Origin of the sequence: Lentzea alba (genome assembly GCF_047445655.1) — a bacterium.
Classification (GTDB): domain Bacteria; phylum Actinomycetota; class Actinomycetes; order Mycobacteriales; family Pseudonocardiaceae; genus Lentzea; species Lentzea alba_A.
On the sequence record NZ_JAJAEG010000058.1, the window covers coordinates 1 to 22611 of the forward strand.

The window sequence follows — 22611 nt, forward strand, 5'->3', positions numbered from 1 at the left end:
CCCCCCCCAACGCTCTAGCGGTTCACGAAGGTCATGTCCGTGTAGCGGTCACCGGCCACCGCCGAAGCAGGAACAGCCGCCTCGATCGCGGCCAGGTCCTCTGCGGACAACGAAAGCGAAGCCGCCGCGACGTTCTCCTCCAGGTACTTGATCCGCTTGGTCCCCGGAATCGGCACGACGTCGTCACCCCGGTGCTGCACCCAGGCCAACGCCAGCTGCCCGGCCGTCACCCCGCGCTCAGCGGCCAGAGCCCTCAGCTCCTCCACCATCTTGAGGTTCGTGTCGAGGTTCGCCCCTGAGAACCGAGGCTGAGCAACGGCACGGAAGTCGCCGGAGTCGAAGTCGGCGGCAGACGTGAAACGGCCGGTCAGCACGCCACGGCCGAGCGGCGAGTACGGCACAAGTCCGATCCCGAGCTCACGAGCCGTGGGCACGATCTCCGCCTCGATGTCGCGCGACCACAGCGACCACTCGCTCTGCAGCGCCGTGATCGGGTGCACCGCGTGAGCCCGGCGCAGCGTGGCGGCACTGGCCTCCGAGAGTCCGAGGAACCTGACCTTGCCCTCGGTGACCAGCTCGGCCATCGCCCCGACGGTCTCCTCGATGGGCGTGTCCGCGGCCACCCGGTGCAGGTAGTAGAGGTCGATCACGTCGGTCCCGAGCCGCTTGAGCGACGCTTCGACCGAGGACCTCACGTAGGCGCGATCACCCCGGATGCTCCGCGAACCACCGCCTTCCCGCACGATGCCGAACTTCGTGGCCAGCACGACGTCGGAACGGCGGTCGGCGATCGCGCGGCCCACCAGTTCCTCGTTCACGTACGGCCCGTACATGTCGGCGGTGTCGAGCAACGTCACCCCGAGCTCAAGTGCCCGGTGGATCACCGCGATCGACTCCGACTCGTCGCCGGCGCCGTAGAACTCCGACATTCCCATGCAGCCGAGCCCCTGCGGCCCGACCTCCAGCGATCCCAACAAACGGCTCACGCCGTCGCCTCCAAGTCCCGCTCGACCACCGCGTAGTGGTCGATCTTGTAGTCGAGCACCTCAAGGCACGTCTGCAGCTCCGCGATGCGGGCGCGGACGTCGGTGCGGTGGTCGACGAGGATTTGCTTGCGGCGGCCTGCCGTCAGGTCGCCCTTGTGCCTGAGCTGCGCGAACTCGCGCATCATGCGGATCGGCATGCCGGTCGTGCGCAGACGCGTCACGAAGGCCAGCCAGCCGAGGTCTTCCTCCGAGTAGCTGCGGCGACCACCCGAGTCACGCGCGGGCGGGTCGACGAGCCCGATTCGTTCGTAGTAGCGCAAGGTGTCGATGGACAACCCACTGCGCTGCGCGGCTTGGGCTATCGAGTAACTCACGGATTCGACGCTACGAGCTAGAGCGCGCTCTAGGTCAAGCGGAATCCTTCGGGAGTCCCCACGCTTCGAGATGGCCGGCCATTTCGGGGACGTCGATCTTGTCGCGGCCCAGAGCGCGCACGAGGTCCAGCGCGTCGTCCTCGTCCGCGTCGATCCAGTAGCCGTTGATGTCGCACATCGTGACGGCGGCGACCCAGCCAAGCCGCCAGTTTCCCTCGACCAGTGGCCGGGTTCGCACGATCGAGTCGAGCAGTGCGGAGGACTTCAGCCACAGCGTGTCGTAGGCCTCCACGCCGAGCACGGTGGCACGGGGACGGTAGGCCGCGGTGTCCAGCAGCCCGATGTCCCTGACGACGAGGTCGCCGCCGGTCACGGCCGTGGCCAGCACTAAGAGGTCCCCGGCGTCGAGGTAGGAGATCACAGCACCCAGTTGATCACAGAGGTCTGACAGTTTCAGGAAGATCCGAGCCTATCCAAAAGACCTCGGTACTTGGGGAGGACCCGCCCGAGAACCTCGCCCAGCTTTTCCTCCTGCTGCATGCGCTGGTAGCGGTCCGCGATCGCGAGACGCACGACCTCCTGCTTGGAGCGCCCCTCGGACTGCGCCAGTTCAGCGAGCCGCAGGTTCTCCTCTTCGGTCAACCGCAAGGTCATCGCCATTCCAGGGACGGTACCAATGTGATACCACCCGGACCAGAGGCCGTTAGGATTGCGTGATGCCGCGGCCCAAGACCCACGATGACGCTCTGCGACGGCGCCTGCTCGAGCGGGCGGGCGAGCTGCTCAGCACCGAGGGCCCTGCCGCGGTCAGCCTGCGCAAGATCGCTACGGACGTCAACACCTCGACGACCGCGGTCTATTCCCTCTTCGGCGGGAAACCAGCGTTGCTCGAAGCGCTCTACGACGAGGCGTTCAACCGGTTCGGGGCGCACCTCACGGCCGTGCCGATCACCGACGACCCCGCGGAGGACCTGGTCCAGATCGGGCTGGCGTACCGGCGCAGCGCCCTCGCGGACCCGCAGTTCTACTCGGTGCTGTACTCGAAGGTCGTCGAACCGACGAAGGAGATGAGCCGCGCGGCGGGCAGGACGTTCGCGCCGGTGATCAACGCGGTGCGGCGCGCGGTCGAGCTGAAGGTCTTCCGCAGGGAGGATCCGGAGCAGATCGCGATGTCCATGTGGGGCATCGCGCACGGCCTGGTGAGCCTGGAGCTCAACGGAAACCTGCCGCACGGCATCGACGCCGCCTCCACGTACGAGGTGGCACTGCGCGCGCACGGCAGGGGGTGGCTGGCGGAATCCGGGGAGGCGGCCGCCGCGAAACCTCCCCGGACCCGCTGAACTGTCCGGTTAGGACAGTCCGTCTACCTCAAGGCGCCGTCCAGGGCCTTGATCAGTTCACCGTCCGCGGTGTCACCGTCGAGCGACCAGACCATCGCGCCGCCGAGGCGGTTCGAGTTGATGAAGCGAGCCTTGCGCTTCATCTCGGTCGCGTCGTCGTAGGTCCACCACGTCGTGCCGTCGTAGATCCACGCGAAGCCGGCGCGCTCGTCGCGGTAGATCTTGTACTTCGGGTCGGCCAGCTTGGGCTTGATGGTGTGGAAGTCCTCGTAGCCCGCCTCGTACGTGGCCGGCGCGGGCGTGCCCGTGCCGAACAGTCCGTTGCGCGTGCCAGGGGCGACACCGGTCCAGCCGCGGCCGTAGAACGGAACACCCAGCACGGCCTTCGAACGCGGAGCACCGCGCGAGAGCCACGCCTTGACCGTCACCTCGGAGCTGAACTCGAACTCCGACGGGTCACCCTTGGGCACCCGCAGCGCGGACTGCTGGTTCGCCGGGGCGTCCCACGCACCGTGGTAGTCGTAGCCCTGCAGCGTGCCGAAAGTGAGGTAGCAGAACACCTTCGAGACTTCGAAGCCTCGGTCGACCTGCACCGGGTCGGCCGGCAGGAACGCGGTCAGGTCGCGGTTCCAGCCCATCTGCTTGCGGTACTCGGCGAGCAGCTTGGTGAAGTTCTGCTTGTCCTCCGGGCGAACGACGTTCGGCGGGGTCATGTTGCCGTTGCTGGCAGGCCATTCCCAGTCGAGGTCGATGCCGTCGAAGACGCCCTTGGCAGCACCCTCGGGCAGACCGGGCAGGTTGCCCTTGATCCACATGTCGGTGCAGGACTTCACGTGCGCGGCGCGCGAGGCGTCGTCCAGCGCGGCGTTCGAGAAGTAGCGCGAGCCCGTCCAACCGCCCAGCGAGATGTTCACCTTCAGCTTGGGGTACTTGGCCTTGAGCTGCTTGAGCTGGTTGAGGTTGCCCAGCAGGACCTGACCCGGCTCGTCGGCCTTGCCGCTGACGGACTGCTCCGCCGTGTACGGCATCTGCCAGTCGGCCCACGGGTCGGAGCTGATGCACTTGCCGGATTCGTCGAGGAATCCGAACGCGTAGTTGAGGTGCGTGAGCCGCGCGGCGGCCCCGCTGTCGACGAGGTTCTTGACCCGGAAGTTCCGGCCGTACACGCCCCACTGGATGAAGTACCCAACGGTGCGGGTCTTCGAATAGCTGTGGTGCCCATTGGTCTCGACATCTGCGGTCGCCGGCGCTACAGCCAGCGACGCGGACAGGGCGCCGACCGCGAGTGCGGCGACACCCCATCTCCGTCTGGACATGGTTCTCCTCAATCGATCGCGGCAGCGGCGATGTGGTCCAGAGCACGTTAGCTCTGAGGTCTAGACCACTGCTACGTCCGATCGGAGGTATGTCCTAAACCGCCCCGTACAGACGGTCACCGGCATCGCCCAGACCAGGCACGATGAAGCCGGAGTCGTTCAACCGCTCGTCGACGGACGCCGTAATGAGACGAACCGGGAGCTTCGAGTCCTCCAGGTGGTTGATGCCCTCGGGCGCGGCGAGCACGCACACCGCCGTCACGTCGGTCGCGCCGCGCTGGGTCAGCAGCCGGATCGTGTACGCCATCGAACCGCCGGTCGCGAGCATCGGGTCGAGCACGAACACCGGCCGTCCCGCGAGGTCCTCCGGCAGCGACTCCATGTACGGCGTCGGCTGCAACGTCTCCTCGTCGCGCGCAAGCCCCACGAACCCCATCTGGGCGTCCGGGATCAGCTTGTGCGCCTGGTCGGCCATGCCCAGGCCCGCCCGCAGCACCGGCACCAGCAGCGGCGGGTTTGCGAGCTTGTAGCCGGTGGTACGGGCAACCGGCGTGTGCGTGCGCTCCTCCGTCAGGGGTGCTTCGCGCATGGCCTCGTAGACCAGCATGACGGTGAGCTCCTGCAGCGCCGCGCGAAACGCCGCGTTGTCCGTTCGCGCGTCGCGCATGGTGGTGAGTCTCGCCCTGGCGAGTGGATGATCGACGACGGTGACGTCCATAGCTCGCCACCGTAGCCGTTGAGGAGGATCCAGAGGTGTTCGAACAGATCTACCGGGAGTCCCGGCAGCGCACGACGGGCATCGCCATGGGCCTGGGTGCCGAGGACCTGTCCCGCACGGTGCCGGCATGTCCTGAGTGGACCGTGCACCAGCTGGTCGCGCACCTCGCCGGCGTCGCGGCGGACTTCACCTCCGGCCGGATCGACGGCGCACCCGGACCGGAGTGGACCGCGCGGCACGTCGCCGAGCGCGCGGACGTGCCGGCGCTCGACCTGCTCGAGCAGTGGAACGCGCACCGGTTCGACAAGATCCCGTCGCAGATGGCGATGGACGCCCTCGCCCACGAGGCGGACCTGCGCGCGGTGCTCGGCCGCGACCGCGTGCCCGACCACGCCTGGCAGCCCGTGCTGACCGGCATCATCACCCGCTACCTCACCGACCTGACGGTGCACACGGAGTTCGGCGTGGTCGGCGAGGGCTCGGTGCACGTCGAGGTGGACGGCTACGAGTTCTGGCGCGCGTTCTTCGGCCGCCGCTCGCGAGCGCAGATGGAGTCGTGGGACTGGTCGACCCCCTATTCGGTGGAGGAGGCGACCTTCTTTCCGCCGCGTGCCACCGACCTGACGGAGTAAACGCCGTTAACTAAATGGGTGTAGGGTCGGCCGCGTGACAGACCACGTGCGCATCGGAGTGCTCGGCGCGGCCATGATCGCGCCGGCCGCGGTCATCCGCCCCGCCCGTTCGTCGACCGTCGCCGAAGTCGTGGCGGTGGCCGCGCGATCGGCTTCGCGAGCCCAGACGTTCGCCGACAAGCACGGCATTGCGCGGGTGCACGGCTCGTACGAGGACCTGCTCGCAGACCCGGCCGTCGACGCCGTCTACAACCCGCTGCCGAACGGCCTGCACGGCAAGTGGACGCTGGCCGCGCTGGAGGCCGGCAAGCACGTGCTGTGCGAGAAGCCGTTCACCGCCAACGCTTCCGAGGCAGCGGAGGTCGCCGCCGCCGCCAACGCGTCCGGGCTCGTGGTGATGGAGGCGTTCCACTACCGCTACCACCCGCTGGCCGTCCGGGTCGCCGAGATTCTGGAGTCCGGCGTGCTGGGCCCGTTGCGGCACGTCGAGGCGAACATCTGCTTCCCGCTGCCGGTGTTCTCCAACATCCGCTACGACTACTCGCTCGCGGGCGGCGCAATGATGGACGCCGGTTGCTACGCGGTGCACATGGCGCGGCTGCTGGGCGGCGAGGAGCCCGAGGTCCGGTCCGCACGGGCGTTGCTGCGCGGCCCCTCGATCGACCGGGCGATGCGCGCTTCGCTGCGTTTCCCCTCCGGCCACACGGGTTCCGTGCACGCGTCGCTGTGGTCGTCGGCGGTTCTGAAGATCTCGATGAAGGCCATCGGCGAGAACGGCACGCTGAACGTCTTCAACCCGCTCGGGCCGCAGACGTTCCACCGCTTGTCATTGCGGGTCAAGAACCACCGCTCCGCGGAGACGTTCGGGCGGCGTGCCACCTACGCCTACCAACTGGACGCGTTCACCGATGCCGTGTTGCACGGCAAGCCCTTCCCGACGACGGCGGACGACGCCGTGCGGAACATGACGGTGATCGACTCGATCTACAGGGAGGCAGGTCTCCCGTTGCGCCAGCCGACCCCCTGATGTCCTCGAAGGACGGTCGCCGTGCGACAGCGTTGCCGCTGGCGGCGATCGGGTGCGTGCTGACCGTGCTGGCGGTCGTGCTCCACCCGGCCGAGCGGCCGCCGCGGGGAACGTTCGATCCGTTGGTGCGCACGATCAGCGCGGGTTCCGCCGGAGGGTTCCGGCCCGAGACCTACATCACCGGGCGGTACAAGCAGTCGATCATGCTGACGCCGGAGAGGAACGGCGACCAGTCGGCGAGCGTCGCGGTGCACGCGAAGAACACGATCGGCGTGCTGCCGGGCGAGAAGATGCCGGACGTGAACGGCAGGCGCGCGTTGTGGACGGGCGACTACCTGTCCGTCGAATGGGAGCCGGACGCGTGGGCGTTCATCGACGTGCAGGGCTTCCCGGACGATCGCTCGCGGGCGGTGGCGATCGCCGCGAACCTGCGGTTCGACGAGCACCTCCCGATCGAGGTCCCCTACACCGTGCAGACGTCGTGGGAACTGGACAGCGTCAGCTACACCGAGGGCGACGTCGTGCTGGTGTTCACCAACAACGTCCGCCTCGCGCTGCGGGCCGGCACCGGGCTCGCGACGGGCCCGGCGCCCGAGGCTGAGCTGGACGCGCTGGAGAGGTCCGTCCGGCCGGCGGATCCCCCGGTGACGAACCCGTTCCGCTGACACCACCCGATTCGGTGGCTGATCGACCCGATCCGGGAGTCAAGAATCGACAAGGCGGCTCCGAAGTGTCTCCTAGCCAGTTGAGACGTGGAGGAGCGAACGGTGACGATCGAGCAGAAGCCCGTCCAGCAGTTGTGTGAATCCCCGCTGGTCATCTTGGGTGTGTCGGCGTCACTCGCCGTGGTGATCGGCGTCCTGCCGATGCTCTGGGGTCACAGCCCGACGCTCGCCACCGGCCTGGGTGCGCTGCTCGTGCTGGCCTTCGCGATCACCGTGAAGTTGGCTCCGAACCGCAAGTGAGGGTTCTAGTGCGGTGATCACGGGTGCATCGCGGTGCCGGCCCCGCGCCCTCATATCGGCATGTGGGGGCGCGGGGCCGGTGCCGCGAGGTGCCCTGCTGAACGGTGAAAGACGCGACGAAGATTGTGGTCACCGCACTAGACTCGATCGGGTGAGCGACGAGCTGGTACCCGCTGACCAGAGTCACATGCGCGCCTCGGACGCGGACCGGGAACGGATCGCGCAGGTGCTGCACAAGGCGACCGCTGAGGGTCGCCTCGACATCCACGAGCTGGATGAGCGGCTCGCGGCCGTCTACGCCGCGAAGACGTACGGCGAACTCGTTCCCATCACGGCGGATCTGGTGCTCAGCGGCCTGCCGCAGCCCGCGGTGCCTCAGTACCAGCCGGTCGTGAGCGACCGCATCGGCGGCGAGCCGGGCAGCGCGGTGTCCGTCGCGTTCTGGTCCGGCATCAACCGCAAGGGCCACTGGGTCGTGCCGCGCATGCACAACGCGGTCGCGGTCATGGGCGGCATCGAGATCGACCTGACGCACGCCAGCTTCGCCGAGGCCGAGGTGACCATCAGCTGCTTCGCGTTCTGGGGCGGCGTCGAGATCCGGGTGCCCGACGACATCAACGTGAAGGTCGACGGGTTCGGGTTCATGGGGGCCTTCGAGGACCGGGCTCCTGGGCGGCGGCACATCCCCGGTGCGCCGACGGTGCGGATCACCGGGCTCGCGATCATGGGCGGCGTGGAGGTCAAGGGGCCGAAGCGCAAGAAGTCCTCGATCCTGCGCGAGCTCCTGGACTGATGTCCGCGATGTTCGCGTTCGAGGTCGGGGAGATCTCGATGCGCAGCGTCACCTTCGGCATCGTGATCGGCAAGCTCCGTGAGCGGTCGTCCGACCCTGCGGACATCGAGGTGTGCGCGGACGCCCTGGCGTTGAACTGCCTGTGGGTGGACCAGATTCCCGCCGCACGCAAGCGCGAGGTCGTCCGCGGCCTGCGCAAGGTCTTTCGCGAGTGCCTGAACAGCCCTGACTTCGCGGACAACGAGGTGGCGCAGCTCGAACTGTCGCGGGCGGTGGACGAGTTCGTGGCGCGCTACCCAACGCTGCTCGGTTCGACGAGGGTCGGAGAGTTCGTCGAACGGGCCGCGGCAGCCGGCGCAGCCGTCATGCTGAAGATCGACGGCGAACGCGCGGCCAAGCAGTGGACCGCGGTCGTCTCCAGTTCGCACCTGGAGTTCGCGAGGCGGACCGACGTCGACAGCTCGGATCTCGCGCTCGAGTTCGTGCGCGAGACCCTGGCGGAGCTGCCGGGCGACTGGGAGTGGCTGGACGACGAGATCGAGGACCTCGACCAGTTCGCTGAGGACTTCGAGGAGTTCGGCCGGCGCGGCGAGGTCGTCGTCGTGTCGTACGACGTCGAGCGGAGGTGGCGCTGGATCGCTGCCCGGACCGCCGTGGAGGGCGTCGACAGCCTCGACGAGTGCCTGCTGCAGGTCATCGATCGGTCTGAACTGCTGCGCTGAAGAACGACTTCCGTTGTGGGCGGCGGGAAGTTACCCTCCTGCGACCGCATGCCGTCTTCCCCGCGAAGGTCATGACGACTCCCTCTGACAGACCCGTTTTCGTCGATCCGAGCGGCCGCCGCCGCAAGGTGATGCGCATCGCCATGGGCACTGTTGCCGCTGGTGTGGTGGCCTATCTGGTCCTGCTGGTCATCGCATTGGCCGGTGGTCCGGTGAAGCCGACGACGCTGCTGCCGATACCGGAGGCCGCCGAACCGGTGGTCACCACCACGACGAACGACGCCCCGGCGCAGTCACCCGATGCAACATCGTTGCCACGCAACGAAACCACCACCACACAGCCGGTCACCACGACCACACAACCGGTCACGACCACCACGACGACCCAGAACGGCAACAAGCGCACCGAGGCGCCGGGCCAGTCGAACAAGCCCAGCAACCCCGGCCAGGGCAAGCCGTGAGACCGCAGCCGCGGGCGCACTGGGTGATGCTGGCGTTGGGCATGGTGGTGGTGCTCGGCGCGTTGTTGCTGGACACGTTCGTCGTCGGGCACGTCGGCCAAGGCGCACAACCGACCGCGGGGCCCGCCAAGACCGTGCCGGAGTCCGTTCACCAGGGCGGGGCGCTGATCGGCGACACGGGGTCCGGGCTCAGTTCCAGGGCCACGCCGGACAAGACCGTCGTGCTGACGTTCGACGACGGGCCCGATCCCGAGTGGACGCCGAAGATCCTGGACGTGCTCAAGAAACACGGCGTCAAGGCCACGTTCTTCGTCACCGGGGCGGCCGCCGCGCAGCACCAGGACGTGCTGGAGCGGATCGACACCGAGGGGCACGAAACAGGACTGCACACCTTCACCCACGTCGACCTGGGCAAGGTCAGCGAGACCCGCACGCGGCTGGAGCTCGGGCAGACCGGGCTCGTCGTGGCCAGCGGCACCGGGAAGTCCAGTCAGCTGGTGCGGCCGCCGTACTCGAACCGGCCCGACGCCGTGGACGACGAGGACCTCGTCGGCATCGAGCGGATCACCGCGGCGGGCAACCTCGTGGTGCTGTCCGACCTCGACAGCGAGGACTGGCGCCGGCCCGGCACGGACGCCATCGTCGCCAACTCCACGCCGAAGGACACCAGGGGTGCCGTGGTGCTCATGCACGACGGTGGTGGTGATCGGGAGCAAACGGTTGCGGCGCTGGAGAAGTTGATCCCGAGCTTGAAGGAGCGCGGGTTCGCGTTCCAGACCACCGGTGAGGCGTTCGACGTCCCGCAGGCCACCCGGCAGGCCACGGCGATCGAGCGGACGCAGGGCACGGCGGTGTCGCTCGCCGTCAAGCTCTCCCGGTTCGTCACGGAGTTGCTGACCTGGCTCGTGGTCATCTCCAGCGTGCTCGCACTCGCCCGTGCCGCGGTTCTCCTCGTCACCACTGCGATTCACGCGCGGCGCAAGCCCGGCAAGCACGCGCCACGGCTCAAGCCGCAGATGATCACGGTGCTGGTGCCCGCCTACAACGAGGAAGCCGGTATCGAGGCCACCGTCCGCACGATCCTCGCGAGCACCTGGCCGGTGCACGTGATCGTGATCGACGACGGGTCCACCGACCGCACGTCCGAGGTGGTCAAGAGCCTGCACCTGCCGAACGTTTCGCTGGTGCGCCAACAGAACGCGGGCAAGGCGGCCGCGCTCAACACCGGGCTGAGGCACACCCGCACCGAGCTCGTCGTGATGGTCGACGGCGACACCGTGCTGGAACCGGAGACCGTCGCGAACCTCGTGCAACCGTTCGCCGACCCCGCGGTGGGTGCGGTGTCCGGCAACGCCAAGGTCGGCAACCGGTCCGGGCTGCTCGGGCGCTGGCAACACATCGAGTACGTGATCGGCTTCAACCTCGACCGGCGGATGTACGACGTCATGCAGTGCATGCCGACGGTGCCCGGCGCGGTCGGTGGCTTCCGGGTCAGCGCGCTGCGCGAGGTCGGCGGCGTTCCCGAGGACACCCTCGCGGAGGACACCGACCTCACGATGGCCCTGGAGCGGGACGGCTGGTCGGTGGTCTACACCGAGTCGGCACGAGCGTGGACCGAGGCGCCGGCGAGCCTGGGACAGCTGTGGCGGCAGCGTTATCGCTGGTGCTACGGCACGTTGCAGGCGATGTGGAAGCACCGCGGCGCGGTCTTCGAACGCGGCATGGGCGGCAAGCTCGGCCGTCGCGCGCTGCCGTACCTGTTCCTGTACCAGGTGGCGCTGCCCGTGCTGGCTCCCGCGATCGACGTGTTCGCCGTGCTGAGCCTGTGGACGGATCCGGTGCGCGGTGCGGTGGCCTGGCTGGGTTTCCTGGCGCTGCAGCTGGTTCCGGCGGTGATCGCGTTCCGGCTCGACGGCGAACGGCTGCGGCCGCTGTGGGCCGTGGCGCTGCAGCCGATCGTCTACCGGCAGCTCATGTACCTGGTCGTGATCCAGTCCGTGATCACGGCGCTGGCCGGGGCCGTGCTGCCGTGGCAGAAGCTCAAGCGGACCGGCAGTGCCGCGCAGGACGCGCCGGAGCTGGACGAACGCACGGTTCCGCTGCTCAGAGCAGACTTGCGCCCATCTCGCGGCACAGTTCGTCAGCCCTGAACCGGTAGTCCTCGTGGCCTGGCAAGGCGCGGGCCAGGCCGTCCAGCGCGTACGCCTCCTCGATGCGGTACTCGATCCGGGAAGCGAGCGTCAGGGCCGCGCGGTACTGGTGCGCTGCCTCCTCGGGCCGGCCATCGGCAAGTTCGATGGCGCCCATGACGTTGTGCATGGTGCTGAGGTGGTCGACCGCGACACCGTGTCCCAGCGCCTCGAACGCCCGCGCGCCGAACGCACGGGCCTCGTCGAGCCGGCCCGCCCGGCGCAGCGCGTTGGCGGTCTTGATCAGGCCGCGCATGACGTAGTGGTCGTTGCCGACCTCCTCGGCCAGCGCCAGGCCGTCCGCGAGGAACGTCAGGGCGAGCGAGTGCGAACCGAGTGCGCTGTGCGTGGCACCGAGGCCGCAGAGGATCGACGCCTCCTCGCTGCGTTCGCCGAGCTCGCGGACCAGGTCGAGCGACTCGGTGAACCTCTCCAGCGCTTTCGAGGCGTCACCGCGAGCGAGGTGCGCACGCCCCAGGTTGCTCATGCAGATCGCGTAGATCCGGAACGACTCGATGCGCCGCTGCAGCACCATGCCCGCTTCACCCTGGGCCAGCGACTCGTCGAAGCGACCCAGGCGGTGCAGGACCATGGCGATCATCCCCTGGGAGTCGCCCTCCCAACGCAGGTTGCCGAGCTCGTGCGCCAGGTCCCGCGCGTGCTCCAGGTGTTCCAGCGCGTCCCGGTAGCGGCAGCGGCCGTAGGCGACGTTGGCCATGCCGAACGACACCCCGAGCTCCTTGTCGCGGTCCTGGGAGCGGCGCGCGGCGACGAAGGACAGCCCGTGCAGCTCTTCCAGGTCGTCCAGGCGGTGCGTGATGATCAAGCTGTGCCCGATGTCGCGGGTCAACGCCCAGGTGTTGTGGTTGTCGCCGATCTCCGCGAGGAACCGCACGGAGGCCACGAGGTTCTCGCGCTCGGTGCGTACCCACGTCATCGCGTCCGCCACGTCGCGCAGCACCGGCACGGCGAGCGGCAGGCGGTCGATCTTCGGCGACGAGTCCGGTCTGCCCGGCTGCAGGATGTGGGCCGCGGTGTTCGCGACGTGCAGGTAGTAGTCGAGCAGGCCGGACGGTTCGTCGTCGGACAGCGAGCGAGCGAACTCGCGCACCAGGTCGTGGAACGTGTACCGGCCCCGTTCGTGCTGCATCAGCAGGTGGTGGTCGAGAAGGTCTTCCAACAGGTCGCGGGCGTCGTGGAACGACACGTCGGCCAGGGCGGCGGCACCGTGCGCGTCGACGTCCGGGCCCGGGATCTGGCCCAACAGCCGGAACATCCGCTGGTGCGCGTCGCTCAACTGCTCGTACGACAACAAAAACGACGCGACGACGTCCTTGTCCCCCGCGGTCAGCTCCGGCAACGTCCTGTGGTGCTCGCGCAGTCGTTCGACGAGGTCCTCGACCGTCCATCTTGGACGGCTGACCAATCGGGCGGCAGCGATGCGCAACGCCAGCGGCAGCCCTCCGCACACCTCGACCAGCTCGGCCGTCGCCGGGGAATCAGCTCGGGAGCCCACGATCCCGGTCACCAACGCCACGGCTTCCGCAGCGGGCAACACGTCCAGCGACAACGCCGCGGCGCCGTCGACGACCAGCCGCAGCCGGCTCGTCACCACCGTCAGGCTGCCGGGCGCGCCGACCAGCAACGGCCGGACCTGGTCCGAGGAGACCGCGTTGTCCAGCACGACGATCGCCCGCCGGTGCGCCATCTCCGTGCGCCACAAGGTGATGCGCTGATCGAGATCGCCGGGGATCCGCGACGACGGCACGCCGACCGCCTGCAACAGGTGCTGCAACGCGGCGAACGACGTCACCGGCTCACGACCCGGCGTGAACCCGTGCAGGTCGACGAAGATCCGCGCGTCCGGGTACCGGTCACCGAGCTGGTGCACCGCCCGCACCACGAGCGCCGTCTTGCCCACGCCCGCCATGCCGTCGACCACCACGACCGAGTTGCCGTCGCTGAGCTGCGCCAGTTCCACCGCCCGGCCGGTGAAGTCCTGCACGTCGAACGGCAGCGCGACCACCTGAGCCGGAGGCGGCGCCAGCGACGGGTCGGCGCGCAGGATCCGCGCGTAGACGTCCTGCAGCTCGGCGCCGGGGTCGATGCCGAGCTCGTCGGCGAGCATCTCGCGCGTGGCCTCGTAGCGCTTCAACGCGTCCGCCTGCCGCCCGCACCGGTACAGCGCGATCAGTTCGAGCCGGACCAGGCTCTCCCGCATCGGGTTCAGGGCCACCGAGGCCTGCAGCTCACCCAAGGCCTCGGCGTCACGGCCGGCGTCCAGCAGCCGCGAAGCCAGCTCCTCCACCGCGGTCAGCCGTTCCTCGTGCAACCGGGTCCGCAGGGCGGCCACCACGTCGGAGTCCGTCACCCCGCCGAGCGCGGAACCGGGCCAGAGCTCCAGCGCCGGGCTCAGCTCCCCCTCCCGCACGAGCGCGCGGAAGTCGTGCAGGTCCACCACCCGCGGCTCGACTTCGAGCACGTACCCGGCGGCCCGCTTGCCCAGCGAGATCCCGGCCGGCCGCAGCACCTTGCGCAGCCGTGACGAGTAGCTGTGCACCAACCCGCGAGGATCCCCCGGCAGCGACTCGCCCCACAGCGCGTCGACGAGCCGGTCGACCGACACCGCGTTGCCCGCCTCCAGCGCGAGCATCGCGAACAGGGTTCGCTGCAGGGGTGAGCCGAGCGGAAGGCGCGAGCCGTCCACCCACACGTCCACGGACCCCAGAACCGTGATCCTCAGCACGGCAACCACCCCCACATGATCCAGGAGGACGGCCAGGCGCGCGACAAGGTTGCGAACGACCCGCAGATACGCCTGAACAGCGTAAACGGCTTCACTTAGGACGGGCGTCCCATTCCGCTTAGACTCGCGGCATGGCTGCTCCAACGACACTGCCGTCGGCCCTGGCTGACGCCGTGCGCGACGAATCGTCGCTGCGGCGTTTCCTGCACGGGCTCCCCGGCGTCGACCAGGTCGGCGTCGAGCAACGAGCCGCGGGCCTCGGCACGCGGAGCATCAAGAAGGCCTCCAAGCTGCACGCCATCGACCTGGCGATCAGCATGGTGGACCTGACCACGCTGGAGGGCGCGGACACGCACGGCAAGGTGCGCAGCCTGGCCGCCAAGGCGAAGCGTCCCGACCCGGAGCGGCCGGACGTGCCGCAGGTCGCGGCGGTCTGCGTCTACCCGGACATGGTCAAGACGGCCGCCGACGAGCTCAAGGGCACCGGCATCAACATCGCCAGCGTCGCGACGGCGTTCCCGAGCGGCCGCAGCACGATGGACATCAAGCTCGCGGACACCCGGTTCGCCGTCGAGCAGGGCGCGACCGAGGTCGACATGGTGATCGACCGCGGTGCGTTCCTGAGCGGCCGCTACGGACAGGTGTTCGACGAGATCGTCAAGGTCAAGGAAGCCTGCGGGGACGCGCACCTCAAGGTCATCCTGGAGACCGGCGAGCTCGTGACGTACGACAACGTCCGCCGCGCGTCGTGGCTCGCGCTGCTGGCCGGCGGCGACTTCATCAAGACCTCGACCGGCAAGGTGCAGCCCGCCGCGACCCTGCCGGTGACGCACGTGATGCTGCAGGCCGTGCGGGACTGGAAGAACCAGACCGGAGAGCTGCGCGGGGTGAAGCCCGCCGGCGGTATCCGCGTCACCAAGGACGCGATCAAGTACCTGGTCGCCGTGCACGAGGTCGCGGGGCCCGAGTGGCTCGACCCGCACCTCTTCCGGTTCGGCGCGTCGACGTTGCTGAACGACCTGCTCATGCAGCGGCGGACCCAGTTGGACGGCCACTACAGCGGCCCGGACTACGTGACGGTGGACTGAAGACATGTGGGAATACGCCCCCGCGCCCGAGTCGCGGGACATCGCGAACCTCAAGCCGAACTACCGGATGTTCGTCGACGGCAAGTTCGTCGAGGGCACCGGCGAACCGCTCAAGACCATCAACCCGGCCACCGAGGAGGTGCTCGCCGAGGTCTCCACGGCGTCCACGTCCGATGTGGACACCGCGGTCAAGGCCGCACGTCGTGCGTACGACCGCGTGTGGTCGAAGATGCCTGGAAGTGAGCGGGCCAAGTACATCTACCGGATCGCGCGGCAGATCCAGGAACGCGCGCGTGAGCTCGCGGTGCTGGAGTCGCTCGACAACGGCAAGCCGATCAAGGAGTCGCGCGACGTCGACGTGCCGACGGCCGCCGCGCACTTCTTCTACCACGCGGGCTGGGCGGACAAGCTCTCCTACGCGGGCTACGGTCCCGACCCCAAGCCGCTGGGCGTTGCGGGACAGGTGATCCCGTGGAACTTCCCGCTGCTGATGGCCGCGTGGAAGATCGCGCCCGCGCTGGCGTGCGGCAACACGGTGGTGCTGAAGCCGGCCGAGACGACGCCGCTTTCGGCGCTCGTGCTGGCCGACATCATCCAGCAGTGCGACCTGCCGCCGGGCGTCGTCAACATCATCCCCGGCGCCGGTGACGTCGGCGCGACGCTCGTCGAGCACCCGGACGTCAACAAGGTGGCATTCACCGGCTCGACAGACGTCGGCAAGATCATCCAGCGCCAGCTCGCCGGCACGTCGAAGAAGCTCACGCTGGAACTGGGTGGCAAGGCCGCGAACATCGTGTTCGACGACGCCCCGCTCGACCAGGCCGTCGAGGGCATCGTCAACGGCATCTTCTTCAACCAGGGCCACGTCTGCTGCGCCGGATCCCGCCTGCTGGTGCAGGAGTCCGTCGCCGACGAGCTGCTGGAGAAGCTGCAGGTGCGGATCAACACGCTGCGCGTCGGCGACCCGCTCGACAAGAACACCGACGTCGGCGCGATCAACTCGCGCGAGCAGCTCACCAAGATCAAGGAGCTGACCGAGTCGGGCGAGGCCGAGGGCGCCCAGCGCTGGACGTCGTCGTGCCCGTTGCCGGACAAGGGTTTCTTCTTCGCCCCGACGGTGTTCTCGAACGTGTCGCAGGCGATGCGGATCGCCCGCGAGGAGATCTTCGGCCCGGTGCTGTCGGTGCTGACGTTCCGCACGCCCGAGGAGGCCGTGGCCAAGGCGAACAACACGCCGTACGGCCTGTCCGCCGGTGTGTGGACCGAGAAGGGCTCGCGCATTCTCTGGATGGCGCAACGGATGCGCGCCGGCGTGGTGTGGTCCAACACGTTCAACCGCTTCGACCCGGCCGCCCCGTTCGGCGGTTACCAGGAGTCGGGCTTCGGCCGTGAGGGCGGCCGCACCGGTCTGGAGGCCTACCTCGATGTCTGATCGCGTCACGGTCGCGAAGACCTACAAGCTCTACATCGGCGGCAAGTTCCCGCGCTCCGAGTCCGGCCGCAGCTACCCGGTGACCGACTCGAAGGGCGGCTTCCTCGCCAACGCCGCGCAGGGCTCCCGCAAGGACGCCAGGGACGCGGTCGCCGCTGCCCGCAAGGCTTTCCCGGGCTGGTCCGGCGCCACGGCCTACAACCGCGGCCAGGTCCTGTACCGGGTGGCCGAGGTGCTGGAGGGCCGCCGCGAGCAGTTCATCAACGAGGTCGCCCAGTCCGAAGGCGTGCAGCTGAAGAAGGCGCAGTCCCTTGTGGACAGCGCGATCGACCGCTGGGTCTGGTACGCGGGCTGGACGGACAAGATCGCGGCCGTGCTGGGTTCCTCGAACCCCGTCGCCGGGCCGTACTTCTCGTTCTCCACGCCGGAACCGACGGGTGTGGTGGCCGTGCTGGCACCGCAGCAGTCGTCGTTGCTGGGCCTGGTGTCCGTGATCGCGCCGGTGATCGCCTCCGGCAACACCTGCGTGGTCATCACCTCGCAGGACCGGCCGCTGCCCGCGATCACGCTGTCCGAGGTGCTGGCCACTTCGGACGTGCCCGGTGGTGTCGTCAACATCATCACCGGCCGCACTGCGGAGATCGCGCCGTGGCTCGCGTCGCACGGTGACGTGAACGCGCTCGACCTCACCGGCGCCCCGGAGTCGCTCCGGGCCGACCTGGAGCGATCGGCGGCGGGCACGGTGAAGCGCGTGCTGCGCAACAAGGCGAGCGAGGACTTCACCCGCGAGCCGGACATGTCCCGGCTGCGGGCCTACCTCGAAACGAAGACGGTCTGGCACCCGATGGGTGTCTGACAGGAGCTAGTCGGCGGCGTAGGCCTTGCCCTGCGCCGCCAGCTCCTCGCCCAGGATCCGGATCGCCTTCGGGCCGACGCCGTGGATCTTCAGCAACTCCTTGGCCGAGACCTTCGTGAGCGAGTCGAACGTCGTGTAGCCGTTCGAAGCCAGCTCACGGGTCGCGACCTTGCCGATCGTGCGCGGGAACTCGGACATGCTCAGGAGTTCACCAGACCGGCGCGCCACGCCCAAGAGGCGATCTCCACCCGGTTGCGCACGTTCAGCTTCGTCTGCACGGACGCGAGGTGCGTCTTCACCGTCGACAGCGACAGGTAGAGCGACGACGCGATCTCCTGGTTCGTGAGCCCGCGTGCCACCTCCCGCACGACGTCCTGCTCGCGTGCGGTCAGCAACCCGAGGTCGGGCCGCTCGGCGGGCCGGGAGAAGTGCTCCAGCATCCGGACGGTGACCTGGGGCGAGATCAACGCGTTGCCCTGCGCCGCCGCCCGCACCGCCTCGACCAGCAACGCCGGCCCGGCGTCCTTGGTCAGGAAGCCCGAAGCGCCGTTCTCCAACGCCGTGTGCACGTATTCGTCGAGGTCGAAAGTGGTGACGACGACGACCTTGGTGGTACCGGCGAGTTTCTTGGTGACCTCCAGCCCGTCCAAGCCTGGCATGCGGATGTCGAGCAACGCCACGTCCGGTTTGAACTCACGCGCGGCCGTGACAGCGCTGATCCCGTCCGCGACGTCGGCCACCACCGTGATGTCCGGCTGCTTCTCGAGGATCATGCGGAAACCGACGCGGACCATCTCCTGGTCGTCGGCGATGAGGACCGAGATCACTTCTTCCCTTCCAGGGGTAGCTCGGCGAGCACCTGCCAGCCGTTCTCACGCGGACCCGCGGAGAACAGGCCGCCGAGCAGGTCGACCCGCTCACGCATGCCTACGAGACCGTATCCACCCTGGTTCAGCTCGTGCGGCTGACCGTCGTCGGCCACGACCACGCGCAGCGCGTTGCCGGGCGCCCTGGAGATCTCCACGTCGATCATCGTCGGGGACTGGGCGTGTTTGTGCACGTTGGTGAGCGACTCCTGGACCAGGCGCAACACCGAGCGGCCGAGCTCGGGCGGCACCTCGTCGGGGAGGTCGATGCGCAGCCGGGTCTCGAACCCGAGCTCGCGGGTGCGTTCGACGGTCGTGATCACGTCGGCGGCGAGGTCCGTGGTCGCCACGTCGCTCTCGCCCTGGCGCAGCGTGCCGACCAGGCGCCGCATCGCGCCGAGGGCTTCCGTGCCCGATCGGACAATGCCGGGCAGCAACCGGTGGGCGGCGCGCGGGTCGTCGTCGGAGACCTCCAACGCGGCCTGAGCCTGCACGAGCATGCCCGTCACGTGGTGCGCGACCACGTCGTGCAGCTCGCGGGCCAGCGCAATGCGTTCTTCCTTCTGCGCGTCGTTGACGGCGGCGGCGATCAGGCGGCCGCTCTCGGTGTCGCGGGCGCGGAAGTACAGGCCGGTGCCGACCGCCAGCGAGCCCAGGACCAGTGCGCCGAGGATCTCGTTGGCGCCCGCCCGGGAGAGCCAGTTGTCGCGGACGATGGCGGCGAAGAAGCTCACGGCCATCAGCGCGCCCACCGACCACGTGGCGGCGCGGCGGGGTTCCTCGCGGACGACGACGGCCGTCAGGACCAGGCACGCGGCGGTCTCGGCCACCGTCAGCGGGCTCAGGATCGTGGGCAGGTTGACGTCGAACACCGGGAAGACGAACGACGACACGAAGATCGACACCACGGTCACCGGGATCGTGAAGGCACGCGTCTTGAACGACGCGACCGCCGCGATGCACGGTGGCACGCTGAGCAGCCACACGAGGGCCTCGGAGCTGCCCGGCCCGTTCATCAGAATGAGCTCGCCCAGCATCAGCAACGCGAGCACGACGGCGATCGGCCATTGGCCCCGGTGACTGTCCACGGATGACAACGGTAGGACCACCACACCTCTCCGGCCTCGGTCATCCGGCTGACCCGGTGTGTCGTTCCGGCTGAGGTTTGGCGAGCTCACGACCGGCACCTTGAAGAACATGAATTCGGTTCTGGCCGCTCGTGGCCTGGTCAAGACCTACGGCGACGTGCACGCGCTCGCCGGGGTGGACATCGACATCTCCGCCGGGGACGTGCTTGCGGTCGTGGGTCCGTCCGGCTCCGGCAAGACGACCCTGCTGCACGTGCTGTCCGGCATCCTGCGCGCCGACGGCGGCGACGTGTTCCTCGACGGGCGCGCGATCGGCGAGCTGAACGAGACAGGTCGCAGCGAGCTGCGGCGCACGGCGTTCGGGTTCGTGTTCCAGTCGGGCATGCTCGTCACCGAGCTGACCGCCGAGGAGAACGCCGCCCTGCCGATGCTGCTCGCGGGCGGTTCGCGGGAGGAGTCGCTGGGCGCGGCCCGGCTGTGGCTGGGACGGCTCGGGCTGCAGGGTCTGGAGAAACGGCGGCCCGGTGAGCTGTCCGGCGGCCAGGCGCAACGGGTGGCGATCGCGCGAGCGCTGGCGCACCGGCCGCGGGTGATCTTCGCGGACGAACCGACCGGTGCCCTCGACACGCGCACCGGACAGGAGATGATGACCGCCCTGCTGGCCGCCGCCGAGGAGACCAGGGCGGCCGTCGTGATCGTCACGCACGACAAGGCGATCGCGGACCGCGCTTTGCGTGTCGTGGAGATCCAGGACGGACGCATCGCTGCCGGGTCGATTTCTGGGGCGGTGTCCGCGTGAGGATCGCTCTCGCGGTGCTGCGCAGGGACCGGCGCAGCCAGGTGGCGACCGTGCTCGTCGCGCTCGGCGTGATGATCGCGGTGTCGCTGGTGCTGTGGCTCGTCGCCGCACCGAACGGCCTGCAGGCGCGGGCGGACCGCACGGCGTGGCGCGACGTGCTGGGACAGGTCGACAAGAGCGCGATCTCCGTTGCGGTGAACAAGGATTCGTTCGACGGCAAGCTCATCGAACGGTTCGACGTCGCACGCAACCAGCCGGGCGAGGTCAAGGTCGCGGCCGGCATCGGGAAGTTCCCGGAAGCCGGAGAGGTGTTGTTGTCGCCCGCTTTGGCCGACCTGGTGCGCGAAACTCCGCCGGAGAAGCTCGGGAACCGCTTCCCCGGCAAGCAGATCGGCGTGCTGGGGCAGGACGCGCTGAAGTTCCCCGGTGAGCTCGTCGCGATCATCGGGCACGACGAGGTGGAGAACGGCTACCCCGCGGACAGCCTGGCCGGCGGCACCGGTTCTTACCGCGACGATTACCACGGCATGCTCTACCTGCTCACCCGCGTGGGGCTCGTCGTGCTCGTCGTGCCGTGTCTGGTGCTGGTCGCGTCTGCTGCTCGATTGACTGCGGCGAAACGGGAACGGCGCCTGGCCGCGTTGCGGCTCGCCGGTGCCAGTCCGCGGCAGGTGGTGATCATGACCGCCGTGGAGACCGCGGTCGGCGCGGTCGTCGGCAGCGTGCTCGGCGTGGTGCTCGCGCAGCCGTTCAGCCACATCACCGCGAAGATCCCGTGGGAGGGCGGCACCTGGTATCCCGGCGACTTCGTGCCCTCGCCCGCGGTCGTGACGGCGGTGGCTGTGCTGGCTCCCGTGCTGGTCATCGCGGCGGCGATCATGGGCCTGCGCCGCGTGGTGCAGAAACCCCTTGCGGCAGACGAAAAGCGCAAGGTCCGGTCGTGGCGGCTGCTGTCGATCGCCGCGGCGCTGGGCGTGTTCTTCCTCGGCATCCTGTACGCGCAGGAGACCGGCGGCGACAGCCAGTTCACCGTGGTGCTGCTCGGACTCGGCGCCGTGGCACTGGCTCTGGTGCTGGCCGGGCCCGTCGTGACCGCGTGGGTCGGCCGGTTCTTCGTGGGGCGGTGGCGCAAGCCGTCGACGCTGCTGGCCGGACGACGACTGGCCGGCGACCCGGTGGCGGCGTTCCGCGGCTCGGCGGGGGTGGTGATCGCGGTGTTCACCGGCTCGATGGCGCTGACCATGTTGCCAGGACTGGAAAGTCAGGTGCCGTACCGCGACAGCACGTGGAAGACCGACGCGATCGTCGCGGAGCAGGTGGCGCACGACGTGACGCCGTTGCGGCTCGCGACCTCGGCGCCGATCGCCACGATGCTGGACGGCAGCGTGAGCACCGGCAAGGACACCGACTACGGGTCGTACGTCATCGTCGGCAAGTGCGTCGACGTCGCAAAGGTGCTGAACGGTCTGTCGTGCCAGCCAGGACCTGCCGTGTACTCGTACTCGAAGCTGACCGGTGACGTGTTCAGGTCGAGCGGGCCGCACGACAAGGTGACGGCGAAGCTCGCGGACCACGAGACGCGGCCGTTCAACGGCTCCGGCCGGATCAACGCGGTGATCGACCCGGAGCTGCTGCCGGGCGTCGAGGGCAAGGTGTCGATGGTCGGCGTGCCGACAACGCCCGAGAACCGCGACGCCGTGCACACGGCGTTGATCGGCACGCTGCCGGGCGTGCGGCTCGTGGACGGCGAGCAGCGGGAGCTCTACGGCGACACGCTGATGGCCGACCTGCAGCGCGCCACGGTCATCGGGCTGTCGATCGCGGCGGTGCTCGGAGGCATCGGCGCGGCGGTGGCCGCGGCCGGGTCGGTGATCGACCGCAGGCGCACTTTCGGCGCGTTGATCGCCGCCGGAACGCCAATTCGTGTGCTGGGTCACGCATTGCGCCGGGAAGTGATGCTGCCGGTGTTCGCGGTCACAATTGCGGCGTGCGGTGCGGGCATTGTCGTCGGGCTCGGACTGCTCACTCTCGCACGCGGAATGGTGGGTCACGGCGAAATGCCGCTGACGCCGTGGGTGCTCGCCCCGGTGGGCGTAGGCATGGTGGTTGCGCTGGTCGCGGCCCTGGCGTGCGGGCCGGTACTACGCGGCATCAGCCCGCGGGATTACGCGGCGGAGTAGTTCTCGGCCGTAAGTACGAGGTTGAGACCGGCC

24 protein-coding genes are annotated in these 22611 nt (G+C 69.0%); 14 read left to right on the top strand and 10 right to left on the bottom strand.

Going from position 1 to position 22611, the window contains the following annotated elements; genetic code table 11:
- Positions 1-14: 14 nt before the first annotated feature.
- Genes LFM09_RS47890 through LFM09_RS47905 form a run of 4 tightly spaced genes read right to left on the bottom strand, consistent with a single transcriptional unit; the run spans position 15 to position 2020 of the window.
- The gene (locus LFM09_RS47890) at positions 15-935 is read right to left on the bottom strand and encodes an aldo/keto reductase (RefSeq protein WP_414103360.1); all 921 of its coding nucleotides are present in this window, start codon (positions 933-935) and stop codon (positions 15-17) included.
- A gap of 47 nt (positions 936-982) precedes the next feature.
- On the bottom strand, positions 983-1360 hold the full coding sequence (locus tag LFM09_RS47895; RefSeq protein WP_414103324.1) for a MerR family transcriptional regulator: 378 nt from the start codon (positions 1358-1360) through the stop codon (positions 983-985).
- Between the two features lie 34 nt (positions 1361-1394).
- The gene (locus tag LFM09_RS47900; RefSeq protein WP_414103325.1) at positions 1395-1781 is read right to left on the bottom strand and encodes a type II toxin-antitoxin system death-on-curing family toxin; all 387 of its coding nucleotides are present in this window, start codon (positions 1779-1781) and stop codon (positions 1395-1397) included.
- 32 nt (positions 1782-1813) lie between these two features.
- Positions 1814-2020 carry a ribbon-helix-helix protein, CopG family gene (locus LFM09_RS47905; RefSeq protein ID WP_030478506.1) on the bottom strand — a complete coding sequence of 69 codons (207 nt, stop codon included), beginning with the start codon at positions 2018-2020 and terminating at the stop codon, positions 1814-1816.
- Positions 2021-2076: 56 nt separating this feature from the next.
- On the opposite strand from LFM09_RS47905, the gene LFM09_RS47910 reads away from it, so the two are divergent.
- The gene (locus tag LFM09_RS47910; RefSeq protein ID WP_414103326.1) at positions 2077-2700 is read left to right on the top strand and encodes a TetR/AcrR family transcriptional regulator; all 624 of its coding nucleotides are present in this window, start codon (positions 2077-2079) and stop codon (positions 2698-2700) included.
- 23 nt (positions 2701-2723) lie between these two features.
- On the opposite strand, the gene LFM09_RS47915 is transcribed toward LFM09_RS47910, so the two are convergent.
- Complete coding sequence (locus tag LFM09_RS47915; protein ID WP_414103327.1) at positions 2724-4016, bottom strand: glycoside hydrolase family 18 protein; 1293 nt, start codon at positions 4014-4016, stop codon at positions 2724-2726.
- A 94-nt stretch (positions 4017-4110) separates the two neighbouring features.
- Entirely contained in the window at positions 4111-4734 is a 624-nt protein-coding gene (gene upp / locus LFM09_RS47920; protein WP_414103328.1) for a uracil phosphoribosyltransferase, read from the bottom strand.
- A gap of 35 nt (positions 4735-4769) precedes the next feature.
- Here upp and LFM09_RS47925 point away from each other — a divergent pair, with 35 nt between their 5' ends.
- The 8 genes from LFM09_RS47925 to LFM09_RS47960 all read left to right on the top strand — a co-directional run bounded on the left by LFM09_RS47925 (position 4770) and on the right by LFM09_RS47960 (position 11484).
- Positions 4770-5366, top strand: a complete 597-nt coding sequence (locus LFM09_RS47925) for a maleylpyruvate isomerase N-terminal domain-containing protein (RefSeq protein WP_414103329.1) — start codon at positions 4770-4772, stop codon at positions 5364-5366.
- A 34-nt stretch (positions 5367-5400) separates the two neighbouring features.
- Positions 5401-6393, top strand: coding sequence for a Gfo/Idh/MocA family protein (locus LFM09_RS47930; RefSeq protein ID WP_414103330.1), 993 nt, complete (start codon positions 5401-5403; stop codon positions 6391-6393).
- A complete protein-coding gene (locus tag LFM09_RS47935) occupies positions 6393-7058 on the top strand; it encodes a hypothetical protein (protein WP_414103331.1) in 666 nt (221 codons plus the stop codon). The genes LFM09_RS47930 and LFM09_RS47935 overlap by 1 nt, the downstream gene beginning before the upstream one ends.
- A 102-nt stretch (positions 7059-7160) precedes the next feature.
- Positions 7161-7358: a hypothetical protein gene (locus LFM09_RS47940; RefSeq protein WP_414103332.1), complete on the top strand. Its 198-nt coding sequence runs from the start codon at positions 7161-7163 to the stop codon at positions 7356-7358.
- 151 nt (positions 7359-7509) lie between these two features.
- Positions 7510-8151, top strand: a complete 642-nt coding sequence (locus LFM09_RS47945; RefSeq protein WP_414103333.1) for a DUF1707 SHOCT-like domain-containing protein — start codon at positions 7510-7512, stop codon at positions 8149-8151.
- Positions 8151-8873 carry a hypothetical protein gene (locus LFM09_RS47950; protein ID WP_414103334.1) on the top strand — a complete coding sequence of 241 codons (723 nt, stop codon included), beginning with the start codon at positions 8151-8153 and terminating at the stop codon, positions 8871-8873. Before LFM09_RS47945 ends, LFM09_RS47950 begins: the two co-directional genes overlap by 1 nt.
- A 71-nt stretch (positions 8874-8944) precedes the next feature.
- A complete protein-coding gene (locus LFM09_RS47955; RefSeq protein WP_414103335.1) occupies positions 8945-9334 on the top strand; it encodes a hypothetical protein in 390 nt (129 codons plus the stop codon).
- Positions 9331-11484: a bifunctional polysaccharide deacetylase/glycosyltransferase family 2 protein gene (locus LFM09_RS47960; RefSeq protein ID WP_414103336.1), complete on the top strand. Its 2154-nt coding sequence runs from the start codon at positions 9331-9333 to the stop codon at positions 11482-11484. The genes LFM09_RS47955 and LFM09_RS47960 overlap by 4 nt, the downstream gene beginning before the upstream one ends.
- Here the strand turns inward: LFM09_RS47960 and LFM09_RS47965 are convergent.
- Positions 11438-14269: a BTAD domain-containing putative transcriptional regulator gene (locus LFM09_RS47965; RefSeq protein WP_414103337.1), complete on the bottom strand. Its 2832-nt coding sequence runs from the start codon at positions 14267-14269 to the stop codon at positions 11438-11440. The genes LFM09_RS47960 and LFM09_RS47965 overlap by 47 nt on opposite strands.
- Positions 14270-14400: 131 nt before the next feature.
- Here LFM09_RS47965 and deoC point away from each other — a divergent pair, with 131 nt between their 5' ends.
- The 3 genes from deoC to LFM09_RS47980 are packed head-to-tail and all read left to right on the top strand — an operon-like array spanning position 14401 to position 17645.
- Entirely contained in the window at positions 14401-15357 is a 957-nt protein-coding gene (gene deoC, locus LFM09_RS47970; RefSeq protein WP_414103338.1) for a deoxyribose-phosphate aldolase, read from the top strand.
- Positions 15358-15361: 4 nt separating this feature from the next.
- Positions 15362-16789, top strand: a complete 1428-nt coding sequence (locus tag LFM09_RS47975; protein ID WP_414103339.1) for an aldehyde dehydrogenase family protein — start codon at positions 15362-15364, stop codon at positions 16787-16789.
- Positions 16782-17645, top strand: coding sequence for an aldehyde dehydrogenase family protein (locus tag LFM09_RS47980; protein ID WP_414103340.1), 864 nt, complete (start codon positions 16782-16784; stop codon positions 17643-17645). The genes LFM09_RS47975 and LFM09_RS47980 overlap by 8 nt, the downstream gene beginning before the upstream one ends.
- 6 nt (positions 17646-17651) lie before the next feature.
- On the opposite strand, the gene LFM09_RS47985 is transcribed toward LFM09_RS47980, so the two are convergent.
- From LFM09_RS47985 to LFM09_RS47995, 3 genes are read right to left on the bottom strand one after another with little or no spacing between them, the layout of a single operon-like run.
- Positions 17652-17843 carry a hypothetical protein gene (locus LFM09_RS47985; protein WP_414103341.1) on the bottom strand — a complete coding sequence of 64 codons (192 nt, stop codon included), beginning with the start codon at positions 17841-17843 and terminating at the stop codon, positions 17652-17654.
- Positions 17844-17845: 2 nt separating this feature from the next.
- Complete coding sequence (locus LFM09_RS47990) at positions 17846-18472, bottom strand: response regulator (protein WP_414103342.1); 627 nt, start codon at positions 18470-18472, stop codon at positions 17846-17848.
- Positions 18469-19599: a sensor histidine kinase gene (locus LFM09_RS47995; RefSeq protein ID WP_414103343.1), complete on the bottom strand. Its 1131-nt coding sequence runs from the start codon at positions 19597-19599 to the stop codon at positions 18469-18471. Before LFM09_RS47995 ends, LFM09_RS47990 begins: the two co-directional genes overlap by 4 nt.
- 109 nt (positions 19600-19708) lie before the next feature.
- On the opposite strand from LFM09_RS47995, the gene LFM09_RS48000 reads away from it, so the two are divergent.
- Positions 19709-20398 carry an ABC transporter ATP-binding protein gene (locus LFM09_RS48000; protein WP_414103344.1) on the top strand — a complete coding sequence of 230 codons (690 nt, stop codon included), beginning with the start codon at positions 19709-19711 and terminating at the stop codon, positions 20396-20398.
- On the top strand, positions 20395-22578 hold the full coding sequence (locus tag LFM09_RS48005) for an FtsX-like permease family protein (RefSeq protein WP_414103345.1): 2184 nt from the start codon (positions 20395-20397) through the stop codon (positions 22576-22578). Before LFM09_RS48000 ends, LFM09_RS48005 begins: the two co-directional genes overlap by 4 nt.
- Positions 22579-22611: the final 33 nt, after the last annotated feature.

Excerpts from the sequence above, each read along its gene's own strand:
- deoC (WP_414103338.1), top strand. The coding sequence starts at position 14,401 with ATGGCTGCTCCAACGACACTGCCGTCGGCCCTGGCTGACGCCGTGCGC.
- LFM09_RS48000 (WP_414103344.1), top strand. The coding sequence starts at position 19,709 with ATGAATTCGGTTCTGGCCGCTCGTGGCCTGGTCAAGACCTACGGCGAC.
- LFM09_RS47975 (WP_414103339.1), top strand. The coding sequence starts at position 15,362 with ATGTGGGAATACGCCCCCGCGCCCGAGTCGCGGGACATCGCGAACCTC.
- LFM09_RS47950 (WP_414103334.1), top strand. The coding sequence starts at position 8,151 with ATGTCCGCGATGTTCGCGTTCGAGGTCGGGGAGATCTCGATGCGCAGC.
- LFM09_RS47935 (WP_414103331.1), top strand. The coding sequence starts at position 6,393 with ATGTCCTCGAAGGACGGTCGCCGTGCGACAGCGTTGCCGCTGGCGGCG.
- upp (WP_414103328.1), bottom strand. The coding sequence starts at position 4,734 with ATGGACGTCACCGTCGTCGATCATCCACTCGCCAGGGCGAGACTCACC.
- LFM09_RS47905 (WP_030478506.1), bottom strand. The coding sequence starts at position 2,020 with ATGGCGATGACCTTGCGGTTGACCGAAGAGGAGAACCTGCGGCTCGCT.
- LFM09_RS47985 (WP_414103341.1), bottom strand. The coding sequence starts at position 17,843 with ATGTCCGAGTTCCCGCGCACGATCGGCAAGGTCGCGACCCGTGAGCTG.
- LFM09_RS47955 (WP_414103335.1), top strand. The coding sequence starts at position 8,945 with ATGACGACTCCCTCTGACAGACCCGTTTTCGTCGATCCGAGCGGCCGC.
- LFM09_RS47910 (WP_414103326.1), top strand. The coding sequence starts at position 2,077 with ATGCCGCGGCCCAAGACCCACGATGACGCTCTGCGACGGCGCCTGCTC.
- LFM09_RS47890 (WP_414103360.1), bottom strand. The coding sequence starts at position 935 with ATGGGAATGTCGGAGTTCTACGGCGCCGGCGACGAGTCGGAGTCGATC.
- LFM09_RS47980 (WP_414103340.1), top strand. The coding sequence starts at position 16,782 with ATGTCTGATCGCGTCACGGTCGCGAAGACCTACAAGCTCTACATCGGC.
- LFM09_RS47915 (WP_414103327.1), bottom strand. The coding sequence starts at position 4,016 with ATGTCCAGACGGAGATGGGGTGTCGCCGCACTCGCGGTCGGCGCCCTG.